Raw genomic sequence first — 18,333 nt, 5'->3', positions numbered from 1 at the left:
TCTCTACATCAGGATTCCTGACTCAAACAGGTGTTTTTTCAATTTCATAAACTCTTGCTCGATCTTTTCTGTTAGAGAAGCTGCCCGGCCCAGGTCTTCTTTTTGGCCCGCCGTTTCTATTTGGAGAGCCGCCTCCCGCATGCCCACGGCGCAGGCCATGCCAGAGGCGCCCTTGAGCTTGTGGCCGTATTCGCGTACCATCGAGGCGTCGTTATTCTTGAGGGCCTCTTTTAACTCATTAATCTGTCCAGAGGCGTCCTCTAGAAAGGTTTCCAGTATCTCCTTGACAAGCTCCTCGTCACCGAAGAGCCGGTCTAGCAAGACAGGCCGGTCAAAGACGTCCTTGGCCTGGGACCCGGCTTTGGCAGCTTCACGGGCTGGCGGGGATGTGTCGCTAAGGAGCGCCTTTTGTATGGCCTCGAACAGTTCCTGGGGCCGAAACGGCTTGGAGACATAGTCGTCCATGCCAGCTTCAAGGCATTTTTCCCGGTCGCCCTTCATGGCGTGTGCTGTCATGGCGATGATGGGAATGCCGTGGTCCTTGACTGCCGAGGCCTTATCCCGGATGACCCGCGTTGCCTCAAAACCGTCCATCTCGGGCATCTGAACGTCCATGAGTACCAGATCATAAGGTATGGTTTCCAGGGCCTTAACCGCTTCCTGGCCGTCAGCCACCGCGTCGGCCCGAAAGCCCAGCTTTTCCAAGACCTTTAAGGCTACCTTCTGGTTCGTTATATTGTCCTCGGCCAGCAGGATGCGAATATTTCTCTTTCTGTCTTCCGCGATAGTATGCCGGGTGACGATCGGTTTTTGGCCTGCCGCGGCCTGTGGTTTTCGACCCAGGACTGTTACGAGACAGTCATAAAGCCGGGACTGTTTGACCGGCTTGGTCAGATAGGCCGAGAATCCGATCTGTTCCATACGGGCGGCGTCCCCGCGTCTTCCGGCCGAGGTCATCATCACCAGAATCGTCTCCCGCAGGGATGCGTCCGCTTTGATTTTTCTGCCCAGGGCCTCTCCGTCCATGCCTGGCATTAACATGTCCAGGATGGCGATTCGGAAGGGGTCACCTTCTGCTATAGCGGCGGCAAGCTTTTTCAGGGCGGTATCTGCATTCGGCGCTTCATCATAACGGCAGTGCCAGGAGCGGAGCTGTTCCGCCAGCACGCGCCGGTTGGTGGCGTTGTCGTCCACGATCAGAATCCGTGTGTCTCTGATGTCTTCGGCCAGTTCGTAAACAGGTTCTGTGCCTTCGGGCTGTTTGCCCAAAACAGCGGTAAACCAGAAGGTGGCGCCCTTTCCCTCTTCGCTTTCAACCCCGATTTGACCGCCCATCAGTTCGACAATGCGCCTGGAGATGGTAAGTCCCAGGCCGGTTCCCCCGTACTGGCGGGTGGTTGAGGCGTCGGCCTGGGTAAAGGCCTCGAAGAGCGAGAAAGTCTTGTCCCTGGGAATCCCAATACCGGTGTCAGTCACCTCAAAGCGCATCATGGCCTGGGCGTCATCCTCCTGCTCCAGGCTCACATTAACGGCTACTTCCCCGCGAGCGGTGAACTTGACGGCGTTGCCAATAAGATTGGTCAGGACCTGACGGAGACGGCCGGGATCGCCTTGAAGCAGCGAGGGGACGTCCGGGGCGATGCGAAAGATAAACTCCAGCCCCTTCTCCTGGGCCTTAACCGCCAGTGTTTCGTTCATGTCTTCCAGGGTTGTGCGCAGATCGAAATCAAGCGTCTCCATCTCCAGTTTGCCCGCGTCAATCTTGGAGAAGTCGAGGATATCGTTGATGACTGCCAGCAGGGAGTCGCAGCTGTTTTGAATCGTTTCAACGTATTCGCGCTGTTCCGATGTCAGTTCGGTGTCCAGCAGCAGACCGGTCATGCCCACGATGCCGTTCATAGGCGTCCGGATCTCGTGGCTCATGTTGGCTAAGAATTCGCTCTTGGCCTGGTTGGCCAGTTCGGCCTCTATCTTGGCCTGCACGAGCGCCTGCTCGACCTGCTTACGCTCGGTAATATCCCTTGAAACGCCCAGAAACCCTACAAGTTTGTTATCCTGATCATGCAAGAACGTAAACTTCACCTCCGCCAGGAATGTGGAGCCGTTTTTACGAATAAACTCAAGCTCAAGTGCCAGGGGTTCCCGGTGACCCAGAGGCTCCTCATCTGCTAAAGCCAGCTCTTTGGTAAACTCCTTTGTCATGAGCTTCAAGGAAGCAGAAGTCATGGCTTCTTCTCCCCTCAAATTCATGGCTTCTTCAGGAGTATAGCCGCGCGACTGTATAACTGATGGACTGATATAAGTTAGATTCCCGTTCATATCCAGGGTAAAGACGACATCACTCATGTTCTCGGCTATGAGACGATACTTCTCTTCTGACTCCTTAAGCGCCTCCTCGGCCTGCTTGCGCTCGGTGACATCGTCGTAGACAGCCACAATTTCGCCTGAAGGCAGTTTGTAGACGTAATTCTCCCTCCAGCCCGTTATTCTATCGTCCTGGTAAAATGAGGTGGGGTGATGCTCTGGTTCACTGGTTTTCCAAACTCTCTGGAAGACTTCAAACAGGCCGAACTCCTTTACCCCAGGGAACGTCTCGGTGATACGCTTTCCGATGACATCTTCCCTGCTTGTTCCATCCATCTTCTCTCCGGCCCGGTTATAGTCCTTGAACACGAAGTCATTTCCATTATTCACGGCTTCATAGATCGCCACGCCGCAGCTTATATTTTCAAAAAGCTCTCTGAAGCGGGTTTCACTCTGGCGCAGCGCCTCCTCGGCCTGCTTGCGCTCGGTGATGTCCCTTATTATCCCCACGGCATTCCATTTTCCTTTCAAGCTTATAGCTGCAAGAGAAAGTTCTATGGGGATTTCGGTTCCGTCCTTTTTAACGGCCGCCAGTTCAAGGGTCTCACCCACGGCAGCCCCCTGACCCGTGACCTGGAACCGAGGAAAGGCCTTCTGGTAAGCTTCCAGAAAGCGTTCGGGAATCAAGGTTTCGTGTAGATTCTTTCCTAGAACCTCATGGCCTGAATAACCGAATATCCTTTCCGCGGCTTCATTCCAGTTGGAAATATTTCCATTATTATCAATAATAATAATGGCGTCATGGGCGGAAGTGGTGATTTTTCTAAAGAGTTCTTCGCTTTCACGCAACGCCTTCTCGGTCTGCATAGACTCGATGGCATTGCCCAATCGTCCAATAATTTCATCGAGCAGACTTTTTTCTTCCTTCAAGAAAGGGCCTTCATCGCTTTTCGGTTTTTCTTTCAGGTAACATACCTCCAGAGTACCAACCCGCTCGCCATGCACTTTGATCTCGCTGATTTGCTTCCAAATTGTATCTCTGAAGTTTTGGGTTCGATACTCTTGAGTTTCGAATATAATGCGCGCGCAAGTGATCTCCGGGTACTGCCAGGAAGGGGGAATGAGATCAACTACCCCTTGAAGTAACTCCTCTAATGACATGTTCGGCTGCTCGATAAGATTAGAAATGCCATAGAAGCAATTCAGTTCCTTGACCCGCTTGTCGAGATCATATCTTTCCTTCCGCAGTGCCTCCTCCGCCTGCTTGCGCTCGGCAAACTCTTTATTGAGATTGTCTATTGATGTGGTTTTTTTCTTCAGGTTTTCGATCATCTCATCAAATGCTCTTAAAAGCTGGCCGACTTCGTCCTTAGCGTCTGTGCCTACTCTATAGTCCAGATTGCCTTGGGCTATCATCTCGGTTCCTTTATGCAGTTTATTAATCGGACCGGAAATAGAACGGTAGATGAAAAGGCTCAGACCAACCGCTATACCGAGGAGCAATAGAGTTGTTATAATAATATATTTAGTAGCCCTGGCCTGTATTTGAAAAACTTGAGCATTTGCTATGGCTAGCTCTTCTAGGTGCTCTGCCTTATGGCTTATGACATACCCGGTAAAAGAGGAAAGGACCTCGCGAAGTTCTTCGTTTTCTTTTTTTAATAGAACGTCTAGAGGTACTCTCCGGTCCTTCAGGTCAATGATTTCGTTGGCTCTAGAAATAAGCTGTTTTGCTTCCTCTTCAAGTTTTTCTGCCTCTTTTTTTTCTTCTAAACCAATATGCTTTTCATGCGCTTTATGTTCGGCTGTGCTTTTCTGCAGTTCCTCCATGGCTGCCCGAACTTCTGCTTTACTTTCAGGATTATGAGTTAACATATACTCAATGGTCTTATGCGCTATCTGCTCGGCTGAGCCCTTCATCTCGGTCATGGCCAGTGCGCCGGGAACAATATCATTATTTAACTCATTAAGAATTCCCTCGATGTTTTTAAAAGACTTCCAATTGACAAGTCCAATAACTCCTATAAACAAAATAATTATTGCAAATCCTAATAATAATTTGTGGCTTATTCTCATCCGCTGCCTCCTTTCGATTGTTCCCCTTCAGCCTCGGCTTGCGCCTGTTTGTGGCTGCGATACCAGCTTAAAATCCTTTCACCCGCGCCCTTGAAATCAACCGGTTTAACCAGATAGCCCTGGATTCCCAGTTCGAGGCAGGCCTTGACGTCCTCCTCTTTATCCATAGAAGTCGCCATGATGATGGTTACGGATTGGTCTTTCTCTTGGATTCGAACAGTTTTAAGCACCGTGTAGCCGCTTATGCCAGGCATCATGATGTCCAGGACCAGGATGTCCGGTTTCCAGGATTTATAGGCGTTCAAGGCCTCTTCACCGTCTGTTTCAAAGCGCTTCTCAAAGACTTCATCGTCCAGCGCCTTGTCATAGAAAGTCCGGGTCGTCTTGTCATCTTCGGCGATCAGGATTTTAAGCTTGGACATCATGCCCTCCTTATATTTTCCCATGTTCCAGGGTTAAAATAACCCCTTTACCTGAAAATCTGCCCGCACCTATGGAGGATAAGTGCTTTACTTATTTTATTATTTTATTTAATTTAGTAAACCCTTTACCTGAAAATCTGCCCGCACCTATGGAGGATAAGTGCTTTACTTATTTTATTATTTTATTTAATTTAGTAAAAAATAACAAGATAATAGCATCGCCAAATTAATTCGGCCTCACGAACATGAGAGTTTTCGGGTTAGGCTTTTAAGTGGACTGGAACACTTCCAGGCTTCAAGCGGCCAGGGGCGAGGAAAAGCTTTTTAAGGGTAATAATTGACAAGGATATGAGCTGCCGGTAAGTTGATTAAAATATGAAGGAGCAGGAAATGAGTGGAAGTCAAACGAGCTTCAAGGTAAAACCTGAAGGCTGGAAACCGGACTTCGAGCGTTTTCGCAAGGCAGTGACTAGACGGGCGCCTGGCCCGGTGCCGGCGGGTGACCTTTTCGCGGACTCGGGGATCATGAGCGCTCTTCTGGGGGAGAGGGTCGGGAGCTTTCTCCAGCTCATGGCCAGCAGCAGGGAGCCCTCTGAGACCTCGATCAAGGAGACCATTGCGCAAGGGGTTAAATTCCTCGAGCAATCGGTCAGGTTCTATGAAGCGGTGGGCTGGGACTTTGTGACCACCCATGGTTTACTGAACTTCCCTGGTTTCCGCCTGCAGCTCGCAAGCAAATCTTCAAAAATTAAAGGTGGCCGAAGGGCCTATCTGGACAGCAACAGGGGCCCGATCATGAGCTGGGAAGACTTTAAAGATTACGAGTGGCCGGAGAGCCCCGGGATAATTAACCTTGGCGCCAAACAGCTTGCCGACATGGTCCCGGAAGGCATGAAGGTCATGGTGCTGCCTGGGGGGTTGTTTGAGTGGACAACCTGGCTCATGGGCATGGTTCCATTCTCCTATGCTTTATATGATCAGCCGGATTTGGTGGATGCGGTGATCGAGAAGATATCAGACATAATCTACCGCGGGGCTGAAGAACTGATGACGCTGCCAAACGTCGGGGGAATCTTTATTGGAGACGATATGGGGTTTTATTCCGGGACACTGGTTTCCCCTAAAATCTTTCGGGAAAAATTCCTGCCTCATTTGAAAAAGATGGTTGACCTGGCCCACAAGGCGGACAAACTGGCCCTGCTGCATTCCTGCGGCAACATCGAATCCATTATGGACGATATCTGCGAAACCGGCATTGATGGCAAACACAGCTTCGAGGACAAGATCATGCCGGTAGAAGAGGCCTACCGCCGCTGGGGCAATAGGGTCGGCATCATCGGCGGCCTGGACGTGAACCTCCTGGCTGCTGGGACCGAGGATGAGGTCAGAAAACGCACCCGCGAGATCCTCGATGCCTGCGCGCCGACCGGGCATTATGTCCTGGGCACCGGCAACTCGGTGGCCAGCTATATTCCTCTCGAAAACTACCTGGCCATGCTCGATGAAGGCAGGCGGTGGAACAGGGATCATTTTGGTAAGGAGTTTTAAGTCCTCTAAATTGTTGTCAGGGAGACCCGCTTCGCGGGCCACCCTGACCTACAAAGCTTCCGCAGCAAAAAAACGTTTATCCTGGAATTATAACTGAAGGCATCTCCCGCGTTTGATCTCGATAGCATTATTAATTTTGGGGAGCCCGGGTTCGATCATTCCGGACTCCTTTTTTTCTACCTGTTATTATGGTGGTCAAGAGTAGATACTTTATAAAATATTCATGTGAGCGGCCAAAACAATGACATTATCAACGCAGCAATAAGCCGCTCATTCCGCAAACTTCCATGGCGGCTCGGAAGGCAGTTCCTTATAAGCCGGGTGGTCTGTTGGAAGCCCCAGCGAATGCTTGGCCGCGGCCTTGAACTGCTCCCAATCAGCTTGTTGATAGACGGTCATCCGTTGGGCGGCCAGAGAGCCCTCGGCATGGATGCTGAGGATTCCCATAAAGGCGGATGTATGCCGGTTGATGGCGTTCAGCGCCAGTATCCTTTCCTCGGTGGGATACTCGGCCACGCCCCCGAGGTACTTCTCGATGTACGGACGTATATCAGGGTTCTCCCAATCCTTCATAGAAGGCATGGTTCCGGCGATGCCGCCGGTTATATCCTGGATATACTTTACGGCCTGATGCCAGTTGTCGGCAAACCAGAATTTGGCGCAATTGGTGTAAACGGAATTTGGCTGCGCAAAACCTGTCTCCGGATCAATTTGAGCATCCAGGGCCGCGGCCTTGCCCATAGCCTCGGTTACCTCGGCGTACATGGCCAGCCAGGCCAGCATGTCCCGGATACGGGTGGCGTGGGTCAGCCCATTGTATTCCGCCATGAGCATGGCCAGTCCGGCCAGGACCTGGAGGTGGACGTGTTTGTAAGTCGCGGCGGTGAGGCGATGGTAGCGTGCGAAGGAGGTGGCAAATATCCTAGAGAACTGCCATTCGCCAGCCAGGAAGACCCTCTCATTGGGAACGAAAACATTGTCAAAGATTATCATGGGATGGCCCCCCCCGCCGGCAATTGATGTGTCTGTTCCGATAAAAGTCACCCCCTTGGCATGACACGGTACAGCGCAGGCCAGGGCGTAATCCTTGCCCGACTCATTGTGGTTGCGGGAAGGCAGCAGTATGAGCTCATTAGAAAAGATCGCGTGGCTGATGTGGACCTTGGCCCCGTTGATGACGATGCCGTCACCGGTTCGATCAACTATCCTGACGTAGTAGTCTTTATGTTTTTGCTTCGGGTCTTCGGCATGCAGCTTCCTGTCGCCTTTCGGATCGCTCACCGCGGCACAGAGGCCGGGGTCGTTCTTCATACACCACTTGCGGTAATTATCAACATGCTCCCCGTAATTCGTACCCAGTGCCGCGTCCATCTTGTGAGCGGCGAAGGCAACGCCGTTCAGGCCGTCCACTCCCGTAAGCTTGGACCCTCCGGCTGCCGAGCGATCCAGCGTTTGAATAATCATCCTCCGCCTTTGAAGGTCCTCACCGGTTTCAGGCACGTGATACGAAAAGGAATATTCCTCACCGTCTTCCATCACATTAAACAGTTCCCGGTATTCGGGCTGCTGGGCTATGTAAAACTCTGAAGCCGCTCGTTCTACCATCCTTTTGTAGGCAGGGTGCGTGGGCACATCCTTGACTTTTTCTCCATCCTGATAGACCACCCTGCCATCCCTCAGGCTTTCGATGTATTGCTCTGGTGTCTTAATCATTTTTTCCTCCCTTGCTTATTAAAAATTGTTTGGCAGTTAATACTGACTGTCTGAGTAAAAAACCCGATTTGCTCACAGAAGCATTATATTTGATGGATCAGGCGGCTGACAATAAAAAACCGACTTATTTTCATTGGGGTTACCAAACCGATCGTGCCTCACTGAATCTTGTTTACTAAGGTTCTATCTTGCCTGAGTCCAGGTTCCTTTTCTATATTTGACATTAGTCACTTTTAAATTGACTGTGAAGTAATTTTCGGGGATATGAAGGTGTTCGAGTGAAACGTCACCTGGTTGAGCTAAAGGAGGGCACATGGATCTGGACAAGCTGTTCTACCCATCCAGTATTGCTGTCATTGGGGCATCCCCGCGTTTAGGCGAGGGGAAGCTCCCTTACTTTCAGCTCCTTAAACGCACCGGCTTTCAGGGTGCACTCTATGCGGTAAATCCGGCGCACAAGGAGATAGACGGCATAAAGGTCTTTCCATCCATAGATGATCTTCCAGAAGGGGTGGACCTCGCCATTGTCCAGGTCCCGGTACGGCGGGCCTTGGAGGTGGTAACGGCCGCGCAAAAGAAAGGTATCAAATTCGTACACTTCTTCACTTCTGGCTTCTCCGAGATAGGCGATATTGAACTCGAAAGGGCCATGGTCAAACAGGCCCGGCAGGGTGGGACAAGGATTATCGGTCCAAACTGTATCGGCGTATTGTGCACGGAATCAAAAGTTACCTTTAATTATAATCCTTTGCTTGAGCAAGCGGGGCCTGGAACAATCGCCTTTCTTGGTCAATCCGGCGGTGTGAGCCTGAATTTCCTGCGTATGGCGCAATCCCGCAAACTGGAGCTGAATAAAGCCATTTCCTATGGCAACCAGATTGATTTAGGGGCTCACGACTATATTGAGTACTTTGGCCGAGACGATGCCATCAAGGTTATCACCGCCTATATTGAAGACGTTAAGGATGGAAGAGCTTTTTTAGAGGTGTTGAAGGTAACCACCCCGAAAAAGCCTGTCATTATTCTCAGGGGCGGCGCGACCGCACAGGGGGCCAGGGCCGCGGCAAGCCACACCGGGGCCATCTGTGGGCCTCAATACATCTTCTCTGCGGTTATGCGCCAGTCCAGATGTATAGAGGTCCAGACGCTAGAGCAAATGCTTGACGTGGTAACACTGGTTACCTCAGCCAAGGTTCCCAGGGGGTCCCGGGTTGGTTTCCTGGGCGCCGGCGGCGGCACCTCGGTTTTGTTTACTGACCTTGCCGCGCTGCACGGCTTTTCACTGCCTGAACTGGAGGCGTCAACCCAAGAGCGCATCAATGAGAAGATATCCAGAATAAATACAAGTACGGCCAACCCGGTTGACCTGGGCGCATATGGCAGAGACCTTCAGATCATGGTGCATACGATAAAGGTTATGGACTCTGACAAGAATATAGATCTGATCATCCCGTTTTTCTATTTGGAATACATACGCACGCTGCAGCCTGATCAGTTAGAAAGAGTGATCAAACTCATGACCGAAACTTTTCCAGGGATGGAAAAACCGGTCATACCTATCTTTTCCAGGTTTTCTAAAGACGATCTCCAGCTCGAAGAAAGGAAAATTCAGCTTTTTTCAGCATTCAGGGATGCCGGCCTGCCGGTGTTTGAAACGATGCCAGAGGCCTTGTTTACCATAAGGTCTGTGCTCAAGTGGAAATACCTCAGCCATTGAATAACATGGTTTTTTTTAAGGACAGAATCAAACAGGCTGTTCTCTATTGAAATTCACCTCAATAAGCTCCGACTTAATCTTGCGGAGAAGATGCAGCTTCTTGCGCCACCGGCTTTGGCGGCTCATATCTAACGATGAAGAAGGCTGCATGAACAACGGCGCTGGCCGTGGCGCGCGCTTGCTCCTTAAGGGCAGCACGCCATCACCAGGGCCTCACCATAACTCGAACCCCGTATGCCATGAATCCTTTTTGTAGAACTTGATATACACAACGATCAGTGGCCTGAAGAGGCAGGTCAATACCGAGTTTTCGTTGGAATCGTAATTTAAAGTATGCCGCATAGCCTTTGGGCGGCTTTTTGTTTTTCTTGCAGATTTACCAGGCGGGAAATCATGATTCTCTGCGCTTGAGGTGAACCGGCGCCATGCATGGATTCTGTCAGATACCCGACCGCTGCGGTTCCCAGGGTGATATTTTCGATGAGCCGGAGAACGTGCATTCGATTTTCTGTCGGCACGTCCGGATTGGCCTTAAAGTACTTATCCAACCATCTGGCAGTCTGCGGGGATTTAAAGTCCTTCTCAGAAGGCATCGTTACCATCAACCCCCCTGCGATATCCTGGGCCAGCCGGGAAATTTCATATGGGAACCGGGTGACGTTATGTTTATGGATATTGGCGAGTAAGATGTTGACACAGTATGTGCCGCTCGGTTCTTTATGTCCCTCCGAGGCACAGGCGATACAGCCGCAGTACAGTGTTTCGTTCAAATGATTCATCTCGACAATCTTGTCTTTTATATGAGACGCCTGTTCCGTACCATTGTATTCGGCTATGGTCTGACTGGCGCCGATCAAAACATCGCCCACACCGACTTTGCAGGCATAGCTTTGCCGGTGATAGGCCGCAAAAATCTCCACCAGCTGTCCAGCGAAGTCACATTCTCTGTACATGAAGATACGCTCCCAGGGGACAAAGACGTTGTCGAAGATTACCAGCGCTTCATGCCCCCCAAAGAATAGATTGCCTTGATCGAGCGAGCCGCCTTCTAATTTCCTGGTATCACAGGATTGGCGACCCATGATGTAGATAATCCCCTCGGTGTCACTGGGGAGGGCGAAGGAGACGGCATAATCCTGGTCCGCTTCCCTCATGCTGATGGTGGGCATCACAATAATTTCATGGGAGTTTACCGCGCCGGTCTGATGCGCCTTTGCCCCTCTGACTACAATGCCCTCCTGTCTTTCTTCCACCACGTGCAGAAACTGGTCAGGATCAGGCTGTTGATGGGGCGGGAGCCGCCGAAAGCCTTTGGGATCGGTCATGGCGCCGTCACAGGTCAGATCGTTTTCCTGAACGTATTCGAGGTATTTCAAAAATCGTTCATGATACCCCGTTCCGTACTTTAAATCGGTATCATATGTCACGATGGACAATGCATTCAGGGTATCCATGCCGACACATCTCTGAAAACAGCATCCTGTGTGGCGGCCGAGTAATCTGCCCATCTTGCTCTTCCTGACCAGATCATCGGTACTTTGATGAATGTGAGTAAAGCGGTTGATTTTTTGGCCGGTCAGGTGGGAGGTTGCGGTCATGAGGTCTTCATATTCCGGGAGATGCGCCAGTTCGTATGTTTTGGCCACCGCGTTCATCGAGGGTCTGATAATGGGGTGATCCACCGGGTTTTCCACACGCTCACCGAACATATAGATCACCAGGTTTAATTTCCTCAGGCTTTCTTCATATTGTTCTGCGGTCATGATAGGCATAGCGCAAAATTACCTCCTTTGCAGTCTGGTGGAATTATGCAGCAGCTGTCTTTCTTTGTCGAGGGGAAAGGGTCGTCTTTTCTCAAAGAAGCAAGTCAAGAATAACAATCAGGTCCCGTCTTGCTCAAAATGCAGGCCGCCTGCGGTAAAGGCATTCCGCCGTTAGTTAGCTTATGCCTTCAAGGGCTCAGGTCAAGGTGGCAGGGGGAATTTACGGAAGGCCTGCCCCAGGGACGTCAACCGGCACGATTTCGATTCGCCCGCTCGCTTTGGCCTGAACCTCATCCGGCTGGGAGGACTCAGCCGTGAGAATAAAAAGCGTGCGCCGGTCCGGCCCACCCAGCATGCAGGCATAGGCCCGGGTCTGCACTATAATGCGGTCAGTTACTTCACCGCCCTCACGAAGACGCAGGACCTCGGAGCTCACCGGCGACGCAACCCAGATCGCACCTTCTTCGTCAAGGCAGATTCCATCGGGGACTGCCTCCTTCAGGCGCGCCCAGACACGGCGGTTGGTGAGAGATCCGTCGGGCTCGATGTCAAAGGCGGTCAAACGCGCAGCATAGGTTTCGCCGACGATGAGCGTCTGTCCATCCGGCGTGATCACGGTTCCGTTGGGGAAGGCCATTTTGTCAGCCACAACACGCGCCCTGCCTTCAGGAGTAGCCAGCACGATTTCGGCTAAGGCAAAGGATGCTTGAGCAGCCGAATTGAATCCAAAGTTTCCAATATAAGCCCGGCCTTGGCTGTCAACCACCATGTCATTACAGTGAAACGACGCGAGTTTGCTCAGGTTTGCCGCTTCGGTGAGCCCTCCAGGGTCAAGTCTAAGCAGGCGGCGATCCGTCATCGAAACCACCAACAATCGGCCGTCAGGCAGCCATCCCAGACCAGAAGGCCACCCAGGCACCTCGATGATGTCTTCGGTCTTGCCTTCCAGGTCCACGGTTTTAACCCAGCTGGCGTGCATGTCAGAGAACCAGAGTTTTCCGTTGTGCCAGCGTGGACCTTCCGGGAAAAGAAGTCCATCCAAAAGGACGGTGGGCTCAAGCGTCATAAAGATTCCTCCCTGAAAGATTCTTTTGTTCGTGAGATGCGACCTGCGGGCTGGAAACGAGATCGCTCAGATTCGACTGATCCGTGTTGAAATAGGCTGCCTTGCTTAAAAAATATCTTGAGCGGCTTTTTCTAGATCCTTCCTGAAATCAGGGTGCGCTATGCGGATCAGCTCCATAGCTCGTTCCCGGTGTGTTTTTCCCACCAGTTCGGCCACGCCATACTCTGTAATGATTGTATCAGCGTAAACCCTGGGAATAGTCACCAGAGAACCTTGATCAAGATAAGGCATAATGGTGGAAACCGCTCCATCACTCCAGGTGGATTTCATGAGGGAGATGGCCCGGCCGCCAGGGGCAAAAAAGGAGCCGATATGAAACTCAATCTGACCGCCTGGCCCGTTGATCAATCGCGGGCCGAATTGAGACTCGCAGGTTATCTGCCCGGTGAGGTCCACCTGGGTTATGTTGTTAATAGAGATCATGTTTTCATTTTTGATAATATTGGCGATATTGACGGTGTAATCGGCGCTATACAGCTCTATGAGGGGGTTATTGCTGGCCCAGCGGATTTCCTCGGGGCGGAAACCGATCAAGCCGGTAAAGACGGCCTTGCCCGGGTGCAGGGAGGCATACTTACCCGTGGCAATGCCTCGTTTGACCAGGAAGCCCATGCCCGGACAGGCCATTTCGGTAAAAATACCCAAGTCTTCAAGATCGTCAAAGACCCCCAGTTCGATCATGTACTTGGAAGGCTTGCCCACCCCGATCTGGATTGTGTCGCGGTCACGAAGCACGGTCTTCAGATGCTGGGCAATGGCCCTGGTCTCCTCATCAGGCTCATCCAGGTTCAGTTGAAACTCTATAAGCGGTAAATCAATCTCCTCAATCAAGGGAAGAACCCGACGCAGAAGTCTGGGAGGCGCCACGGCCGCGGCCTCTCTGGCCTGATCCTGTTTTTCTAGAGGAAATCGGCTGGCCACCAGTTTGCTTTCCTCTTCTGTGACCGGAGGTACGGAGATATCAACCAGATAGTCAATCTCTGAGACATGGATGGCCGTATCTCCGTGAGATCTTATTTGGAGTGAATCAATTTCAGCAATCACCGTTTTTGCCTTTGTGGCATAGTTCCGTTTTTCCCAAACAACGAAGCCAAAAGTGCAAAACCCGTTTTCATCCGGCGGCGAGACTTCCATCAGCAGGACGTCAATGTCCCGGGCGCCCGGCCGGTTGTCGCGGTAAGGTTTAAACCAGGTGCCGTTGGTATAGGGGAGAAAATGTATCCGGCCTTCATCATGGCCCTGCCGCGCCTGGTGCAAATACGTTCGGGCAATGATATCGAAAGACTTCTCCATGCCAGGCGAAAGCCATCCTGGATCAATGGCCGGGGCGCAGACTTCCACCTGAACGTCACGCAGCTCGTCTTGCCGGGCCACGAGGGCGTAAGGCATTTCTCCGATGTAACCATTCGGTATAAAAATATGGTCTCCTGATTTAATCACCTTGGCCGCCTCTTCGAGTGACACCAGCTTGCGCTTATACTCTTCCTGCCAGTTATCCAATTTAATCGGTCTTCTTTCCATGAGGGATCTCAATCCTTTCTTGGCGTGCTATATTTTTCTTTCGGACGACTCGGTTTCACCTTTTTCGCTCTTTTCTTCGTACTCTTCTCGAACCTTAGCCACAATCCCATCGCGCTTCAAAAAGCGGCGGGGATCGGAATCTTTGGTTTCAAGAATCTTTATTAGATAGTTTTTCTGTCTTTCAATCGCCTCCTGATAGAGGTTCTTATGGACATTCCACCGTGAGGCGAAGTGCAAACTCATGAACCGGTCTGCGGCGTCGAGTGTCTTTTCAAGGCGCTGGGCGATAAAATCATAAAAACCAACGGTCTTGCGGAGGAGGTCTATTTCACTTTCGTACTGACCCACCTCGCCTTCCTTGAATTCATGATAGAGGAACAGGAGTTTTTCCAGGTAGGTTCGATCGGCCATTTGAGCCAGGAGATCCGTGGTACCCAGCATCTTGCCCAGGAGTTCCACCTCGTATGAAGGAAAAGCGATTGCGGAAATATCCGCAGCCAGATCGGTGCACAGAATCATCATCCGGCCTTCAGCGATTTCCTGATGAGACAGGCCGTATTCAGCACCGTGGTGTTCTAAAAAATCCATGCTTCGCTGGACGTGGAGGGCGGTATATTGGGCCCCGGTACCCTCCATCTCGTCATCTTTCTGGATGTATCCCACATCATGGAGAATGGTGGCAAGGAGGGACAGAGTAATGTGGCGCTCCGAGAAGGTCTGGCCGCTAATGATGGCGCCGTGAATCAGGCGGGCCTGCGCCAGAAAGGTATCGGTCATGTGAAGGAGATCGTGAAACTCGGTCTTGCAGGCCTGATATCCAGGCCATTCGCCCCTGTAAAGGCTGACGGTTTTATGGAAGACGGTGGTTACCGGGGCGAGGTCGAAATCTGGAGAAATCAAGTTGAGGATTAGGAGTCCCTCTTTCAGCACATCTTCCGGAGAATCCATATCAACGAGTTGGGCAAGCTGTACGTTTTTCGCCATTCTGTCTCCACGGGCTAATATTTCTTCAAGAAATGGTGAAATATAACTTTAAAGGCATCATACAACAATTTTATAAAGAAAAAAACAGAATAGCTGTTTTATAGGGGAAGTCGAAGATTCATTCCTGGCTTAGCCCGCAGAAGTCAATTATCAGGAGATTAGTATTTCTCTGAGCACGTATGGCCATGAGGTCTGCGATGAGCTCAATCATGGTGTCTGAAGAAAGGCATTTGAAGTAAAAAGGATTGACTCCCTCACGCTGGTCTTGTGGTCATTGCCGTCAGCTTCTTCATGATGTCATCTGAAACCCTGCCATTGACATTGACAAGGGTTACCTTTGGCACGCCGCCCCAGAGCTGGTAGGCCCGGTTGAGGACTCTATCGTCCCAGATGGTGTTGAGATCGTTTCGGATGAGCTTTTCGGCCTTTCTCGATTGTTCTCGTCCTCCGAGCCACCTTACCACCATCCGGTTGGTGTTGCTGACCACCAACTGCTTTCTGTAAGGGTCTTTAAACCCCATTTTTTCAAAATCCGGGGTGAGCCGCCGGTTTTCAAGCAGCCAGGCCAGTGAAACCATGTCATGCGCGACAATTGATTCGGAAGCGATTATCAATCCTATTTCCGGTTCTGACACATACCCTTTATCAGGCCCGAAGGTAGTGAGGATCTTGGTGGCCGAAGTCAGGACCAGGCGTTGTCTTTCACGAAGCGAAGGCACTGTATTGGACTCTGCCGTTTTTTCCTGAAACGTTGAGGCGTCCCGATGATATTCCAGCCGGGAGTCCGGGCGCCAGTAACCAACCGCGGCTTTCATTCCCAGTGTGCTGCCCGCCAGGATATGACGACCGCAGCGGGGCATGAGGATTACATGATCCATATCTTTTAATATTTTCGGCATCATGATCCCGGCCTTCCAGTTGGAGCCTGATGCAGGGCGCTCCTCAAAGAAAGCGTCCCATCCATCCTCTTCCGGGAAGTAAAGCTCCGCGCCTGCGGACTCCGCCGCCTGCGCCATGCCGCTTTTTATCATCAATTCGCGGGAACTACCCTTGAGCTCATCCAGGGAGAGTTTCACGTGCTCAAACCCAGACATGTCGGTAACAACCACCCGACCGGCGCCCTTGTTTTTCAGAAGCTCCACCATGGTTCGGATTCCGGCGGGGTTGGTTGTGGCTGGATAGGGGTTGCCCGAGTTGAGCGCCGGCTTGATTAAAACGGCGTCGCCTTTGGAGAGCCATGAAAAGTCAGTGGCCGTTTCCGCAGCCGCCTGCACTGCTTTGGCCAGCGTTTCGTCGGCAGAACCTTTTTCCAGGCCTGCCAGGAACACCTTTGCTTCAGGCCCTGGCTCTGGTAAGTTCAGCCCGGCGTATGCTTTCCTGAATGGCAGGGTCCCCGCGGCTGAGGCTGCAGCTAGAAGCTCCATGAACTTACGTCGGTTCATAATATGATTACCTTTTTTATGTTTATCCCTCGATACCCCTTTTGGGCTTCATTATAAAGAGTTAGCTAAATTCAGCAACAGCTTTTGGAATAAATTTATTTCAAAATAACTTTTTTTTAACGTTTCTTCTTAACTATAAAACGGTGACAGGAACTTTTTTCCCAGGCGCGTTCTTTCTCGGCGGCGTGTGCATCGCCAGGAGCGCCTTGACGTTTCTTTTTAAATACTTTCTACGAAAAAACAGGGAACCTCTGTACAATAATCTTATTTTCTTTTAGTTTAAAGTTCCTGAGCGCTGCGAGAGGCCATTCCATGAAAGGTGGTCTGTAGTTCATTCACTGAGTTATAAGATGACAGAAGTTAGAAAGAAATCTGAAGGCTGGAAATTACGGAAACCGTTTTACGGATGGGTTATCGTTGGCGTCACCTTTCTCATTGGGTTTACAGAAGCCGGGGTTTTTCAAAATATCCTTTCCATCTTTTTAAAACCCATGGCCTTGGAGTTTGGCTGGAGTCGTTCTTTGATAACCGGCGCCATCACCTTTGGTTCGATATGCGGCGGGATCATAGCGCCTTTTGTCGGCCCGATCCTCGATCGTCATGGGCCGAGAATGATTGCCTTTTGGGGAGTCCTGGCCCTCAGCGCCGGTCTGATAGCGCTGTCATTCCTGACACAGCCCTGGCAGCTTTATATCTTCTTTGGGTTAGGCCGCATGATCGCCGTTGGGATGCTGAGTCTGGTGATTGCTGTCACCATTTCCAACTGGTTCTATCGGCAGAGAGGCAGGGCCATGGGCATTGCCCACCTGGGCAGCCGTGTTGGAACGGCCGTCTTTCCGCCTTTTGTTCTATTCATGATCCTGTCCTTTGGCTGGCGGATGGCCTGGGTAGCCCTGGGGGTGGTTGTCTTCCTCCTGTCCGCGGTTCCTTCTTTCTTGTTTCTTAAAAGAAGACCGGAAGATATTGGCCTATGGCCTGATGGGAAAGCGCCGGATCAAGCCGGGAGCGCAGATAACAGTGTTCCTCATGATACGGGTAGCAATGCTTTAGAACAGAATTCAGAGCCTGAATGGACGCGGGAACAGGCGATAAGGACCCCGGCCTTTTGGATGATCGTGCTCATGTCCTGTTTTGTTCTGTTCGGCGGGGCGGGTATGAGTTTTCACATCTTTCCCTTTCTGACAGATAAAGGCATTTCCGTAAAATCGGCTGTTCTCGTTCTTACCGTCGCCGCGGTATCCGGCGCCGGAGGCAGCCTTATCCTGGGATTTTTAGCGGAACGAGTTCAGATCAAACGTCTCATGGCCGTTGTTTTCATGATTTTAGGGATATTACTTTTGTCTATTTTCTGGGTTGTGAAGCAGGGCGGATTCATATATATCTTTGCGGTGTTTTTCGGACTATTACGGGGGGGGATGATGCCTCTGTTTGCCCTTATCTGGGCGGATTTTTTCGGCCGGTCGTCCCTGGGCAGTATCTTTAGCCTCGCCAGCCCGCTCAGGCTGACCGCCAATGCGCTCGGTCCGATTTTTGGGGCCCTTTGTTTTGACTCTCTTGGCAGCTACATGGTCCCTTTTATTATATTCGCGGTCCTCCTTTTTCTGGCCGGCCTGATAGCTTCCAGCATTAAACCTCCGAAGCACCCTCAGCCCAAAGGCGCTTAACTAAAAAGCCAAGCGCCGTTTGGGTCAATACGTTTTGGACTGTATTTTTTCAC

The 18,333-nt window shown here is 51.2% G+C and carries 11 protein-coding genes; 3 read left to right on the top strand and 8 right to left on the bottom strand.

The features are described from left to right. Positions 1–3: 3 nt before the first annotated feature. Complete coding sequence (locus JRI95_05530) at positions 4–4,380, bottom strand: PAS domain S-box protein (GenBank protein MBW2061011.1); 4,377 nt, start codon at positions 4,378–4,380, stop codon at positions 4–6. Further along, positions 4,377–4,805, bottom strand: a complete 429-nt coding sequence (locus JRI95_05525) for a response regulator (protein ID MBW2061010.1) — start codon at positions 4,803–4,805, stop codon at positions 4,377–4,379. The genes JRI95_05530 and JRI95_05525 overlap by 4 nt, the downstream gene beginning before the upstream one ends. Positions 4,806–5,192: 387 nt before the next feature. On the opposite strand from JRI95_05525, the gene JRI95_05520 reads away from it, so the two are divergent. Further along, entirely contained in the window at positions 5,193–6,350 is a 1,158-nt protein-coding gene (locus JRI95_05520) for a hypothetical protein (protein ID MBW2061009.1), read from the top strand. A 270-nt stretch (positions 6,351–6,620) separates the two neighbouring features. Here JRI95_05520 and JRI95_05515 read toward each other — a convergent pair whose 3' ends face one another. Then, positions 6,621–8,063 (bottom strand): hypothetical protein, encoded by a 1,443-nt coding sequence (locus JRI95_05515; GenBank protein MBW2061008.1) that lies wholly within the window; start codon positions 8,061–8,063, stop codon positions 6,621–6,623. A 313-nt stretch (positions 8,064–8,376) separates the two neighbouring features. On the opposite strand from JRI95_05515, the gene JRI95_05510 reads away from it, so the two are divergent. After that, the gene (locus JRI95_05510) at positions 8,377–9,780 is read left to right on the top strand and encodes a CoA-binding protein (GenBank protein MBW2061007.1); all 1,404 of its coding nucleotides are present in this window, start codon (positions 8,377–8,379) and stop codon (positions 9,778–9,780) included. Positions 9,781–10,106: 326 nt separating this feature from the next. Here the strand turns inward: JRI95_05510 and JRI95_05505 are convergent, their stop codons facing one another. From JRI95_05505 to JRI95_05485, 5 genes are all read right to left on the bottom strand, one after another. Beyond that, the gene (locus tag JRI95_05505) at positions 10,107–11,552 is read right to left on the bottom strand and encodes a 4-hydroxyphenylacetate 3-hydroxylase family protein (GenBank protein ID MBW2061006.1); all 1,446 of its coding nucleotides are present in this window, start codon (positions 11,550–11,552) and stop codon (positions 10,107–10,109) included. Positions 11,553–11,763: 211 nt separating this feature from the next. Beyond that, the gene (locus JRI95_05500) at positions 11,764–12,609 is read right to left on the bottom strand and encodes an SMP-30/gluconolactonase/LRE family protein (protein ID MBW2061005.1); all 846 of its coding nucleotides are present in this window, start codon (positions 12,607–12,609) and stop codon (positions 11,764–11,766) included. Positions 12,610–12,714: 105 nt separating this feature from the next. Further along, positions 12,715–14,190 carry an acetyl-CoA hydrolase/transferase family protein gene (locus tag JRI95_05495; protein MBW2061004.1) on the bottom strand — a complete coding sequence of 492 codons (1,476 nt, stop codon included), beginning with the start codon at positions 14,188–14,190 and terminating at the stop codon, positions 12,715–12,717. A gap of 27 nt (positions 14,191–14,217) precedes the next feature. After that, positions 14,218–15,174, bottom strand: coding sequence for a hypothetical protein (locus tag JRI95_05490; protein ID MBW2061003.1), 957 nt, complete (start codon positions 15,172–15,174; stop codon positions 14,218–14,220). A gap of 254 nt (positions 15,175–15,428) precedes the next feature. Then, positions 15,429–16,616, bottom strand: a complete 1,188-nt coding sequence (locus JRI95_05485; protein MBW2061002.1) for a DUF362 domain-containing protein — start codon at positions 16,614–16,616, stop codon at positions 15,429–15,431. 350 nt (positions 16,617–16,966) lie between these two features. On the opposite strand from JRI95_05485, the gene JRI95_05480 reads away from it, so the two are divergent. Then, the gene (locus JRI95_05480) at positions 16,967–18,280 is read left to right on the top strand and encodes an MFS transporter (GenBank protein ID MBW2061001.1); all 1,314 of its coding nucleotides are present in this window, start codon (positions 16,967–16,969) and stop codon (positions 18,278–18,280) included. Positions 18,281–18,333: the final 53 nt, after the last annotated feature.

Source organism: Deltaproteobacteria bacterium, from assembly GCA_019308995.1.
Classification (GTDB): domain Bacteria; phylum Desulfobacterota; class Desulfarculia; order Adiutricales; family JAFDHD01; genus JAFDHD01.
This window is presented reverse-complemented; position numbering and strand designations above follow the sequence as displayed.

Bases quoted from the DNA above. Each gene is read 5' to 3' on its own strand.
- JRI95_05530 (MBW2061011.1), bottom strand. From the start codon at position 4,380: ATGAGAATAAGCCACAAATTATTATTAGGATTTGCAATAATTATTTTG.
- JRI95_05525 (MBW2061010.1), bottom strand. From the start codon at position 4,805: ATGATGTCCAAGCTTAAAATCCTGATCGCCGAAGATGACAAGACGACC.
- JRI95_05520 (MBW2061009.1), top strand. From the start codon at position 5,193: ATGAGTGGAAGTCAAACGAGCTTCAAGGTAAAACCTGAAGGCTGGAAA.
- JRI95_05515 (MBW2061008.1), bottom strand. From the start codon at position 8,063: ATGATTAAGACACCAGAGCAATACATCGAAAGCCTGAGGGATGGCAGG.
- JRI95_05510 (MBW2061007.1), top strand. From the start codon at position 8,377: ATGGATCTGGACAAGCTGTTCTACCCATCCAGTATTGCTGTCATTGGG.
- JRI95_05505 (MBW2061006.1), bottom strand. From the start codon at position 11,552: ATGCCTATCATGACCGCAGAACAATATGAAGAAAGCCTGAGGAAATTA.
- JRI95_05500 (MBW2061005.1), bottom strand. From the start codon at position 12,609: ATGACGCTTGAGCCCACCGTCCTTTTGGATGGACTTCTTTTCCCGGAA.
- JRI95_05495 (MBW2061004.1), bottom strand. From the start codon at position 14,190: ATGGAAAGAAGACCGATTAAATTGGATAACTGGCAGGAAGAGTATAAG.
- JRI95_05490 (MBW2061003.1), bottom strand. From the start codon at position 15,174: ATGGCGAAAAACGTACAGCTTGCCCAACTCGTTGATATGGATTCTCCG.
- JRI95_05485 (MBW2061002.1), bottom strand. From the start codon at position 16,616: ATGAACCGACGTAAGTTCATGGAGCTTCTAGCTGCAGCCTCAGCCGCG.
- JRI95_05480 (MBW2061001.1), top strand. From the start codon at position 16,967: ATGACAGAAGTTAGAAAGAAATCTGAAGGCTGGAAATTACGGAAACCG.